The sequence below is a fragment of the Hymenobacter sp. DG01 genome (genome assembly GCF_006352025.1).
Classification (GTDB): domain Bacteria; phylum Bacteroidota; class Bacteroidia; order Cytophagales; family Hymenobacteraceae; genus Hymenobacter.
On sequence record NZ_CP040936.1, the window covers coordinates 2,834,097 to 2,848,092 of the forward strand.

General features: G+C 58.8%; 12 protein-coding genes and 1 pseudogene. 4 read left to right on the plus strand and 9 right to left on the minus strand.

Annotation, left to right across the window (positions count from 1 at the left end; all coding sequences use genetic code 11):
- Positions 1-12 precede the first annotated feature (12 nt).
- A pseudogene (locus tag FGZ14_RS11940) lies at positions 13-987 on the minus strand (PLP-dependent cysteine synthase family protein); the annotation flags it as partial.
- Positions 988-1,241: 254 nt separating this feature from the next.
- Here FGZ14_RS11940 and sucD point away from each other — a divergent pair.
- The 3 genes from sucD (at position 1,242) to FGZ14_RS11955 (ending at position 2,785) form a co-directional block, all read left to right on the plus strand.
- Complete coding sequence (sucD, locus tag FGZ14_RS11945) at positions 1,242-2,123, plus strand: succinate--CoA ligase subunit alpha (protein WP_139924485.1); 882 nt, start codon at positions 1,242-1,244, stop codon at positions 2,121-2,123.
- Positions 2,124-2,315: 192 nt separating this feature from the next.
- On the plus strand, positions 2,316-2,513 hold the full coding sequence (locus tag FGZ14_RS11950; RefSeq protein WP_139924486.1) for a hypothetical protein: 198 nt from the start codon (positions 2,316-2,318) through the stop codon (positions 2,511-2,513).
- Positions 2,514-2,581: 68 nt separating this feature from the next.
- Positions 2,582-2,785: a hypothetical protein gene (locus FGZ14_RS11955; protein ID WP_139924487.1), complete on the plus strand. Its 204-nt coding sequence runs from the start codon at positions 2,582-2,584 to the stop codon at positions 2,783-2,785.
- A gap of 806 nt (positions 2,786-3,591) precedes the next feature.
- Here the strand turns inward: FGZ14_RS11955 and FGZ14_RS11960 are convergent.
- Together FGZ14_RS11960 and FGZ14_RS11965 are read right to left on the minus strand one after the other, a co-directional pair.
- Entirely contained in the window at positions 3,592-4,329 is a 738-nt protein-coding gene (locus FGZ14_RS11960; protein ID WP_139924488.1) for a hypothetical protein, read from the minus strand.
- A gap of 168 nt (positions 4,330-4,497) precedes the next feature.
- Positions 4,498-5,232 (minus strand): outer membrane beta-barrel protein, encoded by a 735-nt coding sequence (locus tag FGZ14_RS11965; RefSeq protein WP_139924489.1) that lies wholly within the window; start codon positions 5,230-5,232, stop codon positions 4,498-4,500.
- Positions 5,233-5,392: 160 nt separating this feature from the next.
- Here FGZ14_RS11965 and FGZ14_RS11970 point away from each other — a divergent pair, with 160 nt between their 5' ends.
- On the plus strand, positions 5,393-6,790 hold the full coding sequence (locus FGZ14_RS11970) for a mercuric reductase (RefSeq protein ID WP_139924490.1): 1,398 nt from the start codon (positions 5,393-5,395) through the stop codon (positions 6,788-6,790).
- A 252-nt stretch (positions 6,791-7,042) separates the two neighbouring features.
- On the opposite strand, the gene FGZ14_RS11975 is transcribed toward FGZ14_RS11970, so the two are convergent.
- The 6 genes from FGZ14_RS11975 to FGZ14_RS12000 form a co-directional block, all read right to left on the minus strand.
- Positions 7,043-7,516 (minus strand): hypothetical protein, encoded by a 474-nt coding sequence (locus FGZ14_RS11975; protein WP_139924491.1) that lies wholly within the window; start codon positions 7,514-7,516, stop codon positions 7,043-7,045.
- 498 nt (positions 7,517-8,014) lie between these two features.
- The gene (rny, locus tag FGZ14_RS11980) at positions 8,015-9,712 is read right to left on the minus strand and encodes a ribonuclease Y (RefSeq protein WP_139924492.1); all 1,698 of its coding nucleotides are present in this window, start codon (positions 9,710-9,712) and stop codon (positions 8,015-8,017) included.
- Between the two features lie 135 nt (positions 9,713-9,847).
- Positions 9,848-10,138, minus strand: a complete 291-nt coding sequence (locus FGZ14_RS11985) for a cell division protein ZapA (protein WP_139924493.1) — start codon at positions 10,136-10,138, stop codon at positions 9,848-9,850.
- A 31-nt stretch (positions 10,139-10,169) separates the two neighbouring features.
- The gene (locus FGZ14_RS11990) at positions 10,170-10,433 is read right to left on the minus strand and encodes a hypothetical protein (RefSeq protein WP_257883216.1); all 264 of its coding nucleotides are present in this window, start codon (positions 10,431-10,433) and stop codon (positions 10,170-10,172) included.
- Between the two features lie 172 nt (positions 10,434-10,605).
- Positions 10,606-13,041, minus strand: coding sequence for a phenylalanine--tRNA ligase subunit beta (gene pheT, locus FGZ14_RS11995; RefSeq protein WP_139924495.1), 2,436 nt, complete (start codon positions 13,039-13,041; stop codon positions 10,606-10,608).
- Positions 13,042-13,189: 148 nt separating this feature from the next.
- A complete protein-coding gene (locus FGZ14_RS12000) occupies positions 13,190-13,831 on the minus strand; it encodes a DUF1684 domain-containing protein (protein WP_139924496.1) in 642 nt (213 codons plus the stop codon).
- Positions 13,832-13,996 lie beyond the last annotated feature (165 nt).

Consider the following 13,996-nt stretch of genomic DNA (forward strand, 5'->3'; position numbering starts at 1 on the left):
AAGAGGCGGCTAGAGCCAGCCCTGTTCGCGCATCCAGTCGTCGTTGTAGATTTTACCGAGGTAGCGCGTGCCGTGGTCGGGCAGCACAATCACCATAGTATCGTCTTCTTTTAGGTGCTCTTTCGCGTATTCCAGCGCGCCGTACACCGCCGAGCCGCACGACCATCCCACGAACAGGCCTTCTTCCTTGGCCAGACGCCGCGTCATGAGGGCCGCATCCTTGTCCGACACTTTGATGAAAAGGTCGATCAGGTCAAAGTTAACATTCTTAGGCAGAATATCTTCCCCGATGCCTTCCGTCTTGTAAGGGTAGATTTCGTTTTCGTCGAAAATGCCGGTTTCCTTGTACTTTTTGAAAACCGAGCCGTACGTATCTAGGCCTACCGTTACAATGTTCGGGTTTTGCTCCTTCAGGTACTGGGCCGTGCCGCAGATGGTGCCGCCGGTGCCCACGCCGGCGGCGTAGTGCGTGATTTTGCCTTCCGTCTGGGCCCACAGCTCGGGGCCGGTGCTTTCGTAGTGGGCCGCCGAGTTGGAGGGGTTATCGTACTGGTTGGGGTAGATGGAGTTCGGAATTTCCTGGTTGAGCTTGCGGGCCACCGAGTAGTAGCTGCGCGGATCATCGGGGGCTACGTTGGTGGGGCACACGATTACCTCGGCGCCTACTGCCCGCAGAATATCCTGCTTCTCCTTGCTTTGCTTGTCGCTCATCGTGAAGATGCACTTGTAGCCCTTCGCAATGGCGGCCAGGGCCAGGCCCATGCCCGTGTTGCCCGAGGTGCCCTCAATGATAGTGCCGCCGGGCTTCAGCAAACCGGCTTTCTCGGCATCCTCAACCATTTTGAGGGCCATGCGGTCCTTTACGGAGTTGCCAGGGTTAAAATATTCCACCTTGGCCAGGATGGTACCTTTGATGCCGTCGGTGACTTTGTTGAGCTTCACCAGCGGGGTGTTGCCGATGGCCTCAACGATGTTGTTCAAATACATGGGTGAGAGGTAGGTGGTGTTCGAGAGAGAAGACAAAGGTACGGATTTCCGTTGGGAGGCCGGGATACCCGACCGGAGCCAGCCAACCTCTATGCAACAACTTCCGCCCCCGCGGGTTAGATTTCCGGCTCGGGGCGGAATGATAAACATTGCTTCGCCCGACACCCAAAAAAGCCTACTTTTGCGCACCGTCGGCCGGTAGCCGGTGGTGAGTATCCCACCCCAAATCCGCATCTTCCTCTAACCCCACTTCTATGAGTGTTCTGGTAAACAAGGATTCCAAAGTGATTGTGCAGGGCTTCACGGGCTCCGAAGGCTCGTTTCATGCCCAGCAGATGATTGAGTACGGCACCAACGTGGTGGGTGGCGTAACGCCCGGCAAAGGCGGCTCGCAGCACCTCGAGCGCCCGGTGTTCAACACCGTAGCCGATGCCGTAGCCCAGACGGGCGCTGACACCAGCATCATCTTCGTGCCGCCGGCTTTCGCCGCCGACGCCATCATGGAAGCCGCCGACGCCGGCATCAAGGTTATCGTGACCATCACCGAGGGCATCCCGACCAAGGACATGATTGCGGTGAAAGAGTACCTGAAAGGCCGCGAAGGCCTGCGCATGATCGGGCCGAACTGCCCCGGCGTGATGACGGCTGGCGAGTGCAAAGTGGGCATCATGCCCGGCTTCATCTTCCAGAAAGGACGCGTGGGCATCGTATCGAAATCAGGCACGCTGACCTACGAAGCCGTTGACCAGCTGACCAAAGCCGGTCTGGGCCAGACCACGGCCATCGGCATCGGCGGTGACCCCATCATTGGCACCACCACCAAAGAGGCCGTGGAGCTGCTCATGAACGACCCCGAAACCGAGGGCATCGTGATGATTGGCGAAATCGGCGGCGGCATGGAAGCCGAAGCCGCCCGCTGGATTAAGGAAACCGGCAACAAGAAGCCTGTAGTAGGCTTCATTGCTGGCCAAACGGCACCTCCCGGCCGCCGCATGGGCCACGCCGGCGCTATCGTAGGCGGTGCCGACGATACGGCCGCTGCCAAGATGGCCATCATGCGCGAGTGCGGCATCCACGTAGTGGACTCACCCGCCGAAATTGGCGACACGATGCTGCGCGTGCTGGGTAGCAAGTAGAATTTGACTTACTGCCAATGATAAGCCAAGGGCTGCTACCGCTAGTGCGGGGGCAGCCCTTTTTCGTGCGTAAATTTATTTTAGTAATACTTTAAAAATATAATTTATAAACTCTATGTCCGCACCGCTAGCCCGCAGTAGCCGAAAAGCGGTAATAGAGTAGGCAGTATTTTTAAAATAATGTGTAACTGTATGAAAAAGAAATTATTCGCCGCTCTTCTGTCCGCAGGACTGGTTCTTGGGGCCGTACAAACTGCTTCGGCCAATCCATTCATCGGATCAGAATCGGTTCCCGGTGAATGCTTCGCGGGTGTTCGTCCAGTGTATACCACCATCTATATCTTCTGGCTAGAAGTTAGCCATGGGGTTGAATACGAAGCCTGCTCTTAGTGTGCTCGTAATACAGTACCGGGGTAAACTTTACTCCGGTACTTTTCACGAAACCAACTCTGTATGCTATGAAAGCTCTAGCGAAAGTATTTGCTGCTGCTATTTTGTTAATAGGAGCTATTGGAGCAGTTGCGCCTACCCCAATGTTTGGGAAGAAGTTGACTGGAAAAGCTAAATGCGTAGATAATACAGCCTCTTTCGAGACCAAACACTATTATTTCTGGGTGAATATTTACGCTGATTGGGACAACACGGGGATTAAATGCAGGTAATTTTTCAGTTAGTTATCTCCCACAAAAGCTTCGTAGCAGTATGCAGTATTCTAGTGTCTTATTTCTTCTCCTTTGCTTCCTGAGCCAGAATAATGCTATTGCTCAGACTACCCCAAGTTCTGCCACTGACTCTGCTCGTGTTATTGCCTTACCAGATGTGCAAATTGCGGGTAGCTCACAGCAGCTCGTAGTGGCGTCGGGCACCGAGGACAATAAGCACGCACATATAATAGGCCCTGGTGGCGGTAATGCAATCCGTTTTCTGGCAACGCAGGAGGGCGACCACCAACTGCGCCAAGTACGCCTGCACCTTCGACACGCCAGCGAACTGCCGGCCAATAAGATACAGGTGCGTGTAGCCTCCGTAACGGACGCCGGTAACCCCGCAGATGACAATCTGCTACCTACCTCCGTGTTGCTGCAAACCAGTGATTTACAAAAAGCTCGGCGTACAATAACTTTGCAGTGGCCGTTAAATGCAGTGCCCGTACCGGAGCGAGGATTTTTTATTGTAGTGGAGGGCTTGGGCGAAACGGCCGACGAGTACGTGAGTGGAGTGATAGAGGAGCACAAACATGTGTATTATAAAATTTCTCGTCGTAGTCAGCCTGGCACAGTGGTACGAACCATTGATGCATTTAAGCTTCCCCGGCTAAAAGGCACCCGGCCTGATCCCAAACAAATAAGCAGTTGGCACCGGGACACCCTAACGCGACAGTGGCGCCCAGACCGCGCGGGCAGCTCTGTGCTATTAGTAGAGGCTGTTTTTGAGTAGCTAGCTGGGCCAGCTTCCGGCGCCCTACCCCTTACCAGTTGCGCAGGCCCGGGCGCCACACTAGGCCCAGGCTCACTAGGAAACTGGGCAATTGGATGTATTGCACCCCAAAAGCCGTCGGATCGTCATCAGCGCCGTCGCCCGGACGACGACCAGCCGAAATGCCGATGCTGGTTTGGGTTTGCCACTGCGCCCCCCAGCCGGGGTTGTGGCGTAGGTTCAGCAAGATTTCGTGGCGGCTCATACGCTGCAGGGGAAGGTCCTGGGCTTCGTCGCGCAGGCGGCGGAACCGCACGGCGGTGAGGCGGTAGCCCAGGCTGAGGCTGCCGCCATTGTCGAACTGCCAGCCTAGGCCCCCTTGCCCAAACAAGGTGCTGTAGCGCGCCTGATACTGCTCCCGGCCACCGAGTATCTCCTGAAAACGCCGGTTGGTGCGGGCCGCCCCTGCCCCGAGCATGCCGCTGAACAGCACTTGCTCACTGAGTTTTGCGTAGCCGCCGGCCATTGCCTCCACCTGCTGTACTCGGAAGAAAGTAGAAGAGGAAAAATTAGGCCGCGTGCTACCCCCAACGCCCACCAGCAGATGCCGGGCAGGCGAGTATACTCCGCGCGCTTCTACCCGCCCGTTCAGCTGCATGCTACCACTGACCTCCGCCTCGCCTTTACTTTCCACCATGGGCACGGCCGGCGAAGTAGGCGCGTAGGCACCGCAGCCCGCCAGAAACATCAGGCTGCCCAAAGCACCGGGAATACGTAACAGAAGGGGCATAACAGGTCGGATAAGAATACTTACCCAAGGTAGAGGCGCGCCCCTGGCCAGCTAATACCACTTTTCCTTCCAATCCGACTTTCCAGGTAGACCCCGCAAGCCCGCTACCTACCCCGTGGCCGCTACCTAAGCGGATTCAGGACCTAAAAATCCGACTTTTGCCTTCCGCTACTTCCCCCCGCTCTGCCCGCCCACGTTCACCACCAGCCCGAACTGAAACACAGAGTTGGCGGCCTTCAGGTACTTGCGGTGCCGCAGGCCAAAGTTGCTCCCGCTGATGAGCTGGAAGTCCAGGGGGCCCACCAGATTGATGCGGGTATAGGTAATAGGCTCCAGAAACACGTTGTCCTCGGAGGCGTGGGGCTGGTTATCGAGGCGAAAGTTGGTGAGCGTCACGTAACTCAGGCGCAGAGCCGTGCCGTAGGTTACGGGCCAGTCGCGGCCGAGTACGTGGTAGGTTTTCTTGTCCTTGGAGGTGTAGTTCACCTGAGTAAAGTACTTGTTCAGGCTGCCTTCCAGGGTGCGCGTGATGCCCTCGGCCGGGGTGCGCTCAATCCGCCGGGTGTGGCCCAGGCCGTAGCCCCCGTAGATTTCCAGCACCCGTTTGTCGCGCAGGCGGGTGTAGTAGCCCAGCCCTACCTCGCCAAAATCGTGGTCCTCGGCCCGCTTCTTCTTGTCGGTGTGCAGAAAGGAGGCGGAGCCCATCACGCCCAAGTGGTCGGTGAAGGCGTAGGCGCCCTGCACGGACGTATTCTGGCTGAAATTGGTGTGAATGCCCCCACTCCACTCGCCCTTTTGGGTAAGCAAGGGCACCTGGGGCGGCGGCGGAAAGTACAACGACGAGCAGCTGGCCAGCAGCGGCAGCAGCAGCAGCGCCCGAATATGGCGGAACACAAATGGCATAGGCAAAACAGGAAGAGAGCTTGGGGCAGAACGTTAGAAACGGGCTTTCGTTGTGCCGCTGGGGGTAGGAGCCGCAACAACCAGGCCGGCGGTTTACGCCTGAGCTTCGTATAGGGGAGCACGGGCCCGCCATTGGCCTGGTTTCCGCTACCCTGTTTCTATGGCTGCTACCCGCTTCGATGCTGTTATTATTGGCTCCGGCCAGGCTGGCACTCCCCTAGCCAGTGCGCTGGCCGGGGCGGGCCAGAAGGTAGCCTTCATCGAGCAAAATCAGCTGGGCGGCTCCTGCATTAACTATGGCTGCTCGCCGGTAAAGGCCATGCTGGCCTCGGCGGAGCGGGTGCACCAGGTGGCTACCGCCGCCGACTACGGCATCAAAGCCGGCAAGCCTACCCCTAATCTGCGCGCTATAGTAGCGCGGAAGGATACCATTATTCAGGCCAAGCGCGACGGTATCCTGAAAAACCTGACCCAGGAGCAGGAAGGCATTACTCTGCTGCACGGCCGCGCCACCTTCACCGGGCCCCGCAGCCTGCGCGTAGCCCTGGCCGCTGGCGACGAGCAGCTGCTGACCGCGCCTCGCATTTTCATTAACACCGGCACCCGGGCCGCCGTGCCCCCTATTGAAGGGCTGGCGGAAAGCGGCTTTCTGACTAATGTGGAAATACTGGACCTGAAAGAATTGCCTGAGCATCTGCTCATTCTGGGTGGGGGTTACATTGGCCTGGAGTTCGGGCAGATGTTCCGGCGCTTCGGCAGCCGGGTCACCATCATCAGCACCGCTACCCACCTGCTGGACCGCGAAGACGACGAAGTATGCGCCGCCATGCAGGCCCAGCTGGAGGCTGACGGCATTGAGTTCGTGATGCAGGCCAACGTGCACCGGGTATCCCGCAATGCGGATGGGGCCTACACCCTCACGGCCACTACGCCGGCCGGCGAGCGGCGCCTGCGGGGTACGCATCTGCTGGTAGCCGTGGGCCGGGAGCCTAATACGGATATGCTGGGGCTGGACGCCGCCGGAATTGAAACCAATAAGGAGGGCTACGTGCTGGTAAACGAGCGGCTGCAAACCAACGTGCGCGGTGTGTATGCCCTCGGCGACGTGCACCCGGGCCCGCAGTTCACCCATATCAGCTACGACGACTACCGCCTTGTGCGCGACAACCTGCTGCACGGCAAGCGCCGCACTACCAAGGGCCGGCCAGTGCCCTACGTGGTGTTCACGCAGCCCCAGCTCGGCCGCATCGGTCTGAATGAAAAGCAGGCAAAGGAACAGAAGCTCAGCTACCGGGTAGCCACCATGCCGGTCCGGACCATTGGCCGAGCCCAGGAAACAGGCCACACCACGGGCTTTATCAAAGTGCTGGTTGATGGCCGGGGCTACCTCCTGGGAGCAGCTGTTTTCAGTGAGCAGGGCGGCGAAATTATGTCGATGCTGCAGCTGGCCATGGCCGGCGGCCTCACCTGCGACGATCTGCAGGACATGATTCTGGCCCACCCTACCTGGGCGGAATCCTTGAACAACCTGTTCAGTAGGCTGGAAGAAGGCAGATAGCAGAACTACGGCTTCTGATTGCGGCCACGAAGCTGCCCTGGTCGGAAGACCAGGCCGTATCCAATCAGCGTATTTCTGGCATCCAGGTACTTGTCTGTTGGGTCTTTTCTTATTCGCCCGTTAGGCAGAGAGCTACCAATGCTTAACTGGCTTTGCAGGGCGCCCCGGCCAAACCGCATAAACACCGTAGGCTCCAGATAGAATGTAGCAGTTGGAGTAACTGGCTCGTCATTGCGCCGAAGCTTGTCGTAATTAACCCAGGTAGCCCATCGACGACACGCCCCCGTTCAGCCAGCCCGCTTCTTCGCCAAACATGACCAGATAGCCTTGCGCATAGTAGCGGGAGTAGGTAGCCTGATACCGGGTAAAGCCAGGGGAGGAAACTTCGCCGTTGCGTACGTCGGAGGCTGCGCGGCCTACCCCACCCACCAGAGCCGCATGCAGGGGAACCGTGCCATTGAAGCGCTGATACACCCCTAGCCCCAGGTTGAGCTGACGGTTCTGGTTAGGCGATGAATCGTCGGCGTTTACCAGCCGGACAGCCGCCTCGGTAGTGAGCATTACGTGGTTGACCGGCGACCAGGCTGCCCCTACCTCAGCCGACGACATCAAACCCCGAACACCGCCATAAACTTCCACCTCTCCTTTCTGCACCAAGGGCGTACTCGGGATGGTGGGCGTATAAACAGAGCAGCCGCTCAGCAGCACTGAGCAGATTGAGGCCATGCGCGGGGGTAAGGTATCAGGCAGAGGCATTGGTAATATGCACTAGTAGATATTCTGAATGTATGGATGCTGCCTACCTTCGTCAACCCATTTTATTGCCTTTCCTGACTTTCTACCGGTCACTTCTCCTACCCCTTTTCAGCCCAATACCGTTGCTTGCGGCTCATCAACCAGCAACCTGCCGGCTTCTGCCTGCGCGTTTTCAGCCCAATACCGTTGCTTGCGGGTGCCCTGCTACTTGGCCCCTGGCAAGCATTAGACTTTACAGCTTCAAGAAGCCTACCGGTTGCGGCCAGCATACTCGCGGAATGAATAAGGGTGACGGGCTACCCTAATCGTGGTGTATAACCGTCCTTCGTGGCGTTGATATCGGAATTAGGGGAATATATCCTGCCAGCACAGGCCTGGGAGTATTCGTGACGCAAACGCTGCATAACGCCAAAGCGCCCCCGCAGCTACTGCTACAGGGGCGCTTTTAATTAGCGGAGACTACGGCAATTATTTGGCGTAGGCTACGGCGCGCATTTCCCGAATTACCGTGATTTTGATCTGGCCGGGATACTGCATTTCCTTCTCAATCTTCTGGGAAATTTCGTAGCTCAGCTCGGCGGCACGCTCGTCGGTTACGTTCTCGGCGTCCACCATCACGCGCAGTTCGCGGCCGGCCTGAATGGCGAAGCACTGATTTACGCCTTTGAAGCCGTTGGCCGTTTCCTCCAGCTGCTTCAGGCGCTTGATGTAGCTTTCCATCATTTCGCGGCGGGCACCAGGGCGCGAGCCAGAAATGGCGTCGCAGGCCTGCACCAAGGGCGAAATCATGGCCGTCATCTCAATTTCGTCGTGGTGGGCCCCAATGGCGTTGACCACGTCGGGGTGCTCCTTGTACTTCTTGGCCATTTCCATGCCCAGGATGGCGTGGGGCAGCTCAGGCTCCTCAGTGCTCACCTTCCCGATGTCGTGCAGAAGGCCGGCGCGCTTGGCATGCTTCACGTTCAGCCCCAGCTCGGCAGCCATAGTAGCGCACAGGTTAGCTACCTCACGGGAGTGTTGCAGCAGGTTCTGGCCGTACGATGAGCGGAAACGCATCCGGCCCACCATCTTGATCAGCTCGGGGTGCAGGCCGTGAATGCCCAGGTCGATGATGGTTTTCTCGCCAATCTCAACGATTTCCTCGTCGATATTCTTCCGGGTTTTGGCTACGATTTCCTCGATGCGGGCGGGGTGAATCCGGCCATCCTTCACCAGCAGGTGCAGGCTCAGGCGGGCTACCTCGCGGCGCACCGGGTCGAAGCCGGAGATGATGATGGCCTCGGGCGTATCATCTACTATAATCTCAACGCCGGTAGCGGCTTCCAGGGCGCGGATGTTGCGCCCTTCCCGGCCGATAATCTTGCCTTTTACGTCGTCGGATTCAATGTTAAACACCGACACGCAGTTCTCAATGGCGTGCTCGGCGGCGGTGCGCTGAATGGTTTCCAGCACTACCTTTTTGGCGTCTTTGGTGGCCGTGAGCTTGGCCTGAGCTACTACGTCCTTGATGTAGCTGGAAGCCTGAATCTGGGCCTCATTCTTCAGGGACTCTACCAGCTGCTCGCGGGCCTCGGCGGCCGTCAGGCCGGAAATGGTTTCGAGCTGAGAAGTTACTTGGTGCAGCTTGCTGCTGAGTTCCTGGCGGCCTTCTTCCAGCTCGGCTTCTACTTCCTGCTCGCGCTGTTCCAGCTTAGCCAGTTGGTTTTCGAGGGTAGTGCGGCGCTTTTCTTCCTGGGCTTCCAGCTTTTCGCGCTGCTGCTGGGCCTGGGTTTCAATTCGCTCGCGGGTAGCGTCCAGCTCTTTTTCTTTGCGCTGAATCTGCTCCAACTGCTTCTGGGTAGTGAGGGTCAGCTGCTTGATGCTCTGCTCCTGCTCCACTACGGCGGCGCGGCGCTCGGTCAGCTCCTGCTCCAGGGCTTGCTTCTGGCGGCGGCTTTCCTGTTCGAATTCCTGCTTGAGGGTGCGGAATTTATCTTTCGACTGCTGAATCCGTTCGTCGCGGGTGCGCGAGGCCTGGGCTTCGGCTTCAGCCAGAATCTGCTGAGCGCGCGCTTTGGCATCGGCTTCGTGGTCCTGCCGGGCTTTTCCCGCCAGCAGGCGTCCCAGCACTACACCAACCACGAGGGCCAGCACGGCGGCAAGGACAATATAAAGAGGTTCGGACATGAGCTATGAAGGGGTTTATAGGAAGGAAGAAACCCATAGCCCAGGCAGAAACACCAATGCCCGCGCAGAAAGCAGGGCCGATTACCCCACCCTGCTCGGGCTTACGCTTCGCGCTACTGCTAGCCGCGCAACTGGCTAGACCAGCACCACTCCCGACAGCAACTCGTCCAGGCGCGCGAGGCGCTCGGCCAGGGCCGCGTCGGTCCCGTCCTTTTCCTTGCTGACCTTGAGTTGGTCAGCCATTGTTGATAACGCAATCATGGCCAGCAAGTCCTGCTTGTCCTGAATGCCGTACCGTTCCCGAAATTCCTTCAGCCGCTCGTTTAGCAGCCGGCCCGCTAGGCGCAGGCGTTCCTCATCCTGGGGGCTTACCCGCATGGGGTAGTCCCGGTCAGCAACGCGGATTTTAATGGACAAATCGGACATCAGTAGCCAGTGGGCGGTGGGTTGGTGGTGGTTACTCCCTCAAATAGGCAAGGCACTTATCTATTTCTCGGATGTATTCGTTGAGGCGAAGTTTCAGCTCGTTGACATTGGCCGGTTCTGCACCAGCTATGGTATTGACAAGTTTAGTGATATTCTCCTGATTCTGGAAATCCTTCAACTGCCGCTCCCGGTCGCGCACGTCGGCCCGAAGCTGTTGAATGGTGGTATGGGCATCGGCCAGCTCCTCGCGCAACTGCTGATAGGCAGCCACTAACGTGGTTACCTGTCGCTCCATGCGGTCAAGTTGAGCAAGCTGCTGGGTAGAAGCCATTTTTTGGATTAGATGAGTGGTGAAGATACGCAGCTACTGCGAAGCTCCTACACTGTCATTCCGACCGAAGGGAGGAATCTGAGTTGTCCTTTGATGAGGACCCCAGATTTCTCCCTTCAATCGGAATGACAACGGGCTACTTCCGGATCAGGGCCCCTACCTGCTTCTCGAACTGCTGAATCAGGCGCTGCATCACGCCATCGATGGCCTGATCGGTCAGGGTTTGGGTGGGGTCCTGGAGCAGGAAGCTCACGGAGTACGACTTCTTGCCGGCCCCGAGGTTATCGCCCTCATACACGTCAAACACATTTACCTGCTGCAGGAGTTTCTTCTCGGTGCGGCGGGCAATCTGCTGAAGCTGGTCGAAGGTGATGGTTTTATCCACCACCAGGCTCAGGTCGCGGCGCACCTCCGGGAACTTGGGCAGCTCGCGGGCCACCAAGTTGTTCTTGTACTTGCGCATCAGCCAGTCCCAGTCCAGCTCGGCGTACCACACTGGCTGCGACACGTCCAGGCGCTTGAGCACTACCCCCGACACCGCGCCCAACTGGGCTACCGGCTGGTTCTGGGCCAGCAGGGTAAGGCCCCCGGCCAGGTACGGGTGCTGCACCGGCTGCGAAGTTGGCTGTGCGAAGCCTAGCGAGGCTAGCACTTGCTGCACAGCTCCGGCCAATTGGTGGTAGGTGGCCTTTTCCGATTTCTGCTGCCAGGTTTCGGCGGCCGTGTTGCCGGTCAGGTAGATGACGAGCTTGTTCTTTTCCTCGTACTGGCCGTCGGCCTTCTGGTGGTAGGTTTTGCCAAACTCGTACAGCTTCAGGTCGCGCTGGCGGCGGTTCACGTTGTGGCGGATTACCTCCAGGCCGCTGTGCAGCAGCGTGGGCCGCAGCACGTTCAGCTCGGCGCTGTTGAAGTTGAGCAGACGCACCAGGGTAGCATCCGTCTCCCCTTCCTTCTCGAAATAGAGGGAATTGGTGATGGAGTTGGTGATAATTTCCGAGAAGCCCTGGCCGCTGAGCAAGCGGGCCGTGTTCTGCCGAATTACCTCCGGGTCGGGGTTCGGGAATTGGGCGAGGTAGGAAGCCGAGTTGTGCGGCCGCAAAGCCACGTGGTTGTAGCCGTAGATGCGCAGGATTTCCTCAATCACGTCGGCCTCGCGGGTTACATCTACCTTGTGCGGGGGCACCGACAGAATCCACTCGGCGCGACCGGTTTCGTCGGTCAACTCCTCGGAAATCAGAATATCAAGATCGGTGAGAATCTGACGGATGCGCTCGGGCGCGATGAACTGTCCCACCAGCTTTTCCACTCGCGGCAGGCGCAGGCGCACCAGCGTGTGGCTGATGTGGGTGGGGTACTCATCCACGACCGGAGCGGCTACCGTAGCACCCGCAATTTCCTGGAGCAGCAGAGCCGCGCGCTTCAGGGCCACGGGCACCATGTGCGGATCGGTGCCCCGCTCGAAGCGGAAGGAAGCATCTGTTTTGAGCTGGTGGGTCTGGCCGGTTTTGCGTACCACGGCTGGCGCGAAGTAGGCGCTTTCCAGGAATACCCGGGTAGTAGCGTCGGAAACACCGGAGGTCTTGCCCCCGAATACCCCGGCCAGGGCCATGGGCGTGCCATTGGCATCGGCAATAACCAGGTCTTCGGCGCGCAGGGTGCGCTCTACCCCATCCAGGGTCACGAACTTCTCGCCTGCCTCGGCGCGCTTCACCCGGATGTGGTTGCCGGTAATCTGGTCGGCATCGAAGGCGTGCAGGGGTTGGCCCAGCTCGTGCAGTACGAAGTTGGTGATGTCCACCACGTTGTTGATGGGCGAGAGGCCAATGCTGCGCAGGCGGCGCTGCAACCACTCCGGCGAAGGACCTACCTGTACGTTTTCCAGCAACAGCCCGGCGTAGCGCGGCGCGGCCGCGGCATCTTCCAAAGTTACCCGAATGTTCTGGGCTGCTTCCTGGGGAGCGTGAAAATGGCTGACGTCGGGCAGGTGACAGGGCTGACGGAGCAGGGCGCGCAGCTCGCGGGCTACCCCGTAGTGCGAGGCCGCATCGGCGCGGTTCGGCGTCAGGCCAATTTCGAACACCGAATCAGAACCCAGGCCGAAATACTCAGCGGCGGGGGTGCCGTTGGGCAGGTCGGTGTCCAGCTCCATGATGCCGGCGTGGGAAGTCCCCAGGCCGATTTCGTCTTCGGCGCAGATCATGCCCTCGGAAGCAGCACCCCGGATTTTCGATTTCTTAATCTTGAATGGCTCGCCCTGGGTAGGGTGCAGGGTAGCGCCTTCCAGGGCCACTACCACCTTCAGGCCGGCGCGCACGTTGGCGGCGCCGCACACAATCTGGCGGGGGGTAGCGTCGCCTACGTCCACGGTGGTGAGGCTGAGCTTGTCGGCGTCGGGGTGCTTTTCGCAGGTGAGCACCGTGCCCAGCACTACCCCGCGCAGGCCGCCCGGTACGCTTTCCAGCTCTTCAATGCCTTCCACTTCCAGTCCCGAGCCCGTCAGGAGCTGGCCGATTTCCTCGGCGGGTTTATCAGTAGGAATAAGCGTACGAAGCCAGTCGAGGGATATTTTCATCAGTTGTCAGTGGTCAGTTGCCGGTTATCAGTTGTGGAGGGTCAACTGGAGGGCTTACCAGAAAGGAACTGGCAACCGGCAACTGACCACTGACAACTGATTCGTGGCAAAGGTACGGATTCGGGCGGGTGGCTAAAACCACCGCCTTTTAGTGGTTGTGGCCGGTGTGGTCGGTTTCGGGGAAGGCCATTTCGCCAGCTCGGACCTCTAGGGCCAGGCGGTTTTCCTGGGGTGGCAGAGGGCAGGCGAAGGCCGCCCCATAAGCGCAGAACGGGTTATAGGCCTCGTTGAAGTCGAGGGTAACTTCATCTTCCCCATCGGCGGGCAGGGCTACATCGAGGTAGCGGCCACCGCCGTAGGTAGTAAAGCCGTTGGTTTTGTCGGTGAAGGGCACGAAGAGCTTCCCGTCTTTCTCATCGGGCTTGAGCAGGAGCACCAGCTGCTGCGGGGCGTCGGCCAGTTTGAACGTGGCGCGGCCCCAGCGCAGATAGGTATCCGCCTTGCCATCGGTCAGCGGAATCTGCACCGATTCGGGCTGAGCGAACCGCTCTACCTTGGCGCTGACGCGGTACGATTTTTCGGGCGCGAAGTAGCGCAGGCTGTCAAACTCCTGGCGCTGCTCCGAGGATAGCGGCGAGTCTTTGGCCCGGCGGAAACTGTCGTTTTTAGCCGCGCGGGCCTTGTAGATACCGGCGTTGTACTGGCTGCTGCCAAACACGAGGTCCTGGAAGGAGTAGCCCAAAACCAGCAGCAGCCCGAGGGCAATGAATAACTTAGGATTGATGCGCATCCCGCAAAGGTAGGTACCCGGCTCCGCAAGCCAGAAACTGCCCTTCCCTACCCCCTCTCCTTAAGTGAATGGGCTGCGGATACTCTGGCAACATCAGCACGCGAGAAGCCCTGATAAATTCGACATGGCGGGCTTGCTGTATTCAGATGCTCTACTCCACATTCG

Bases quoted from the DNA above. Each gene is read 5' to 3' on its own strand.
- sucD (WP_139924485.1), top strand. From the start codon at position 1,242: ATGAGTGTTCTGGTAAACAAGGATTCCAAAGTGATTGTGCAGGGCTTC.
- FGZ14_RS11950 (WP_139924486.1), top strand. From the start codon at position 2,316: ATGAAAAAGAAATTATTCGCCGCTCTTCTGTCCGCAGGACTGGTTCTT.
- FGZ14_RS11955 (WP_139924487.1), top strand. From the start codon at position 2,582: ATGAAAGCTCTAGCGAAAGTATTTGCTGCTGCTATTTTGTTAATAGGA.
- FGZ14_RS11960 (WP_139924488.1), bottom strand. From the start codon at position 4,329: ATGCCCCTTCTGTTACGTATTCCCGGTGCTTTGGGCAGCCTGATGTTT.
- FGZ14_RS11965 (WP_139924489.1), bottom strand. From the start codon at position 5,232: ATGCCATTTGTGTTCCGCCATATTCGGGCGCTGCTGCTGCTGCCGCTG.
- FGZ14_RS11970 (WP_139924490.1), top strand. From the start codon at position 5,393: ATGGCTGCTACCCGCTTCGATGCTGTTATTATTGGCTCCGGCCAGGCT.
- FGZ14_RS11975 (WP_139924491.1), bottom strand. From the start codon at position 7,516: ATGGCCTCAATCTGCTCAGTGCTGCTGAGCGGCTGCTCTGTTTATACG.
- rny (WP_139924492.1), bottom strand. From the start codon at position 9,712: ATGTCCGAACCTCTTTATATTGTCCTTGCCGCCGTGCTGGCCCTCGTG.
- FGZ14_RS11985 (WP_139924493.1), bottom strand. From the start codon at position 10,138: ATGTCCGATTTGTCCATTAAAATCCGCGTTGCTGACCGGGACTACCCC.
- FGZ14_RS11990 (WP_257883216.1), bottom strand. From the start codon at position 10,433: ATGGAGCGACAGGTAACCACGTTAGTGGCTGCCTATCAGCAGTTGCGC.
- pheT (WP_139924495.1), bottom strand. From the start codon at position 13,041: ATGAAAATATCCCTCGACTGGCTTCGTACGCTTATTCCTACTGATAAA.
- FGZ14_RS12000 (WP_139924496.1), bottom strand. From the start codon at position 13,831: ATGCGCATCAATCCTAAGTTATTCATTGCCCTCGGGCTGCTGCTGGTT.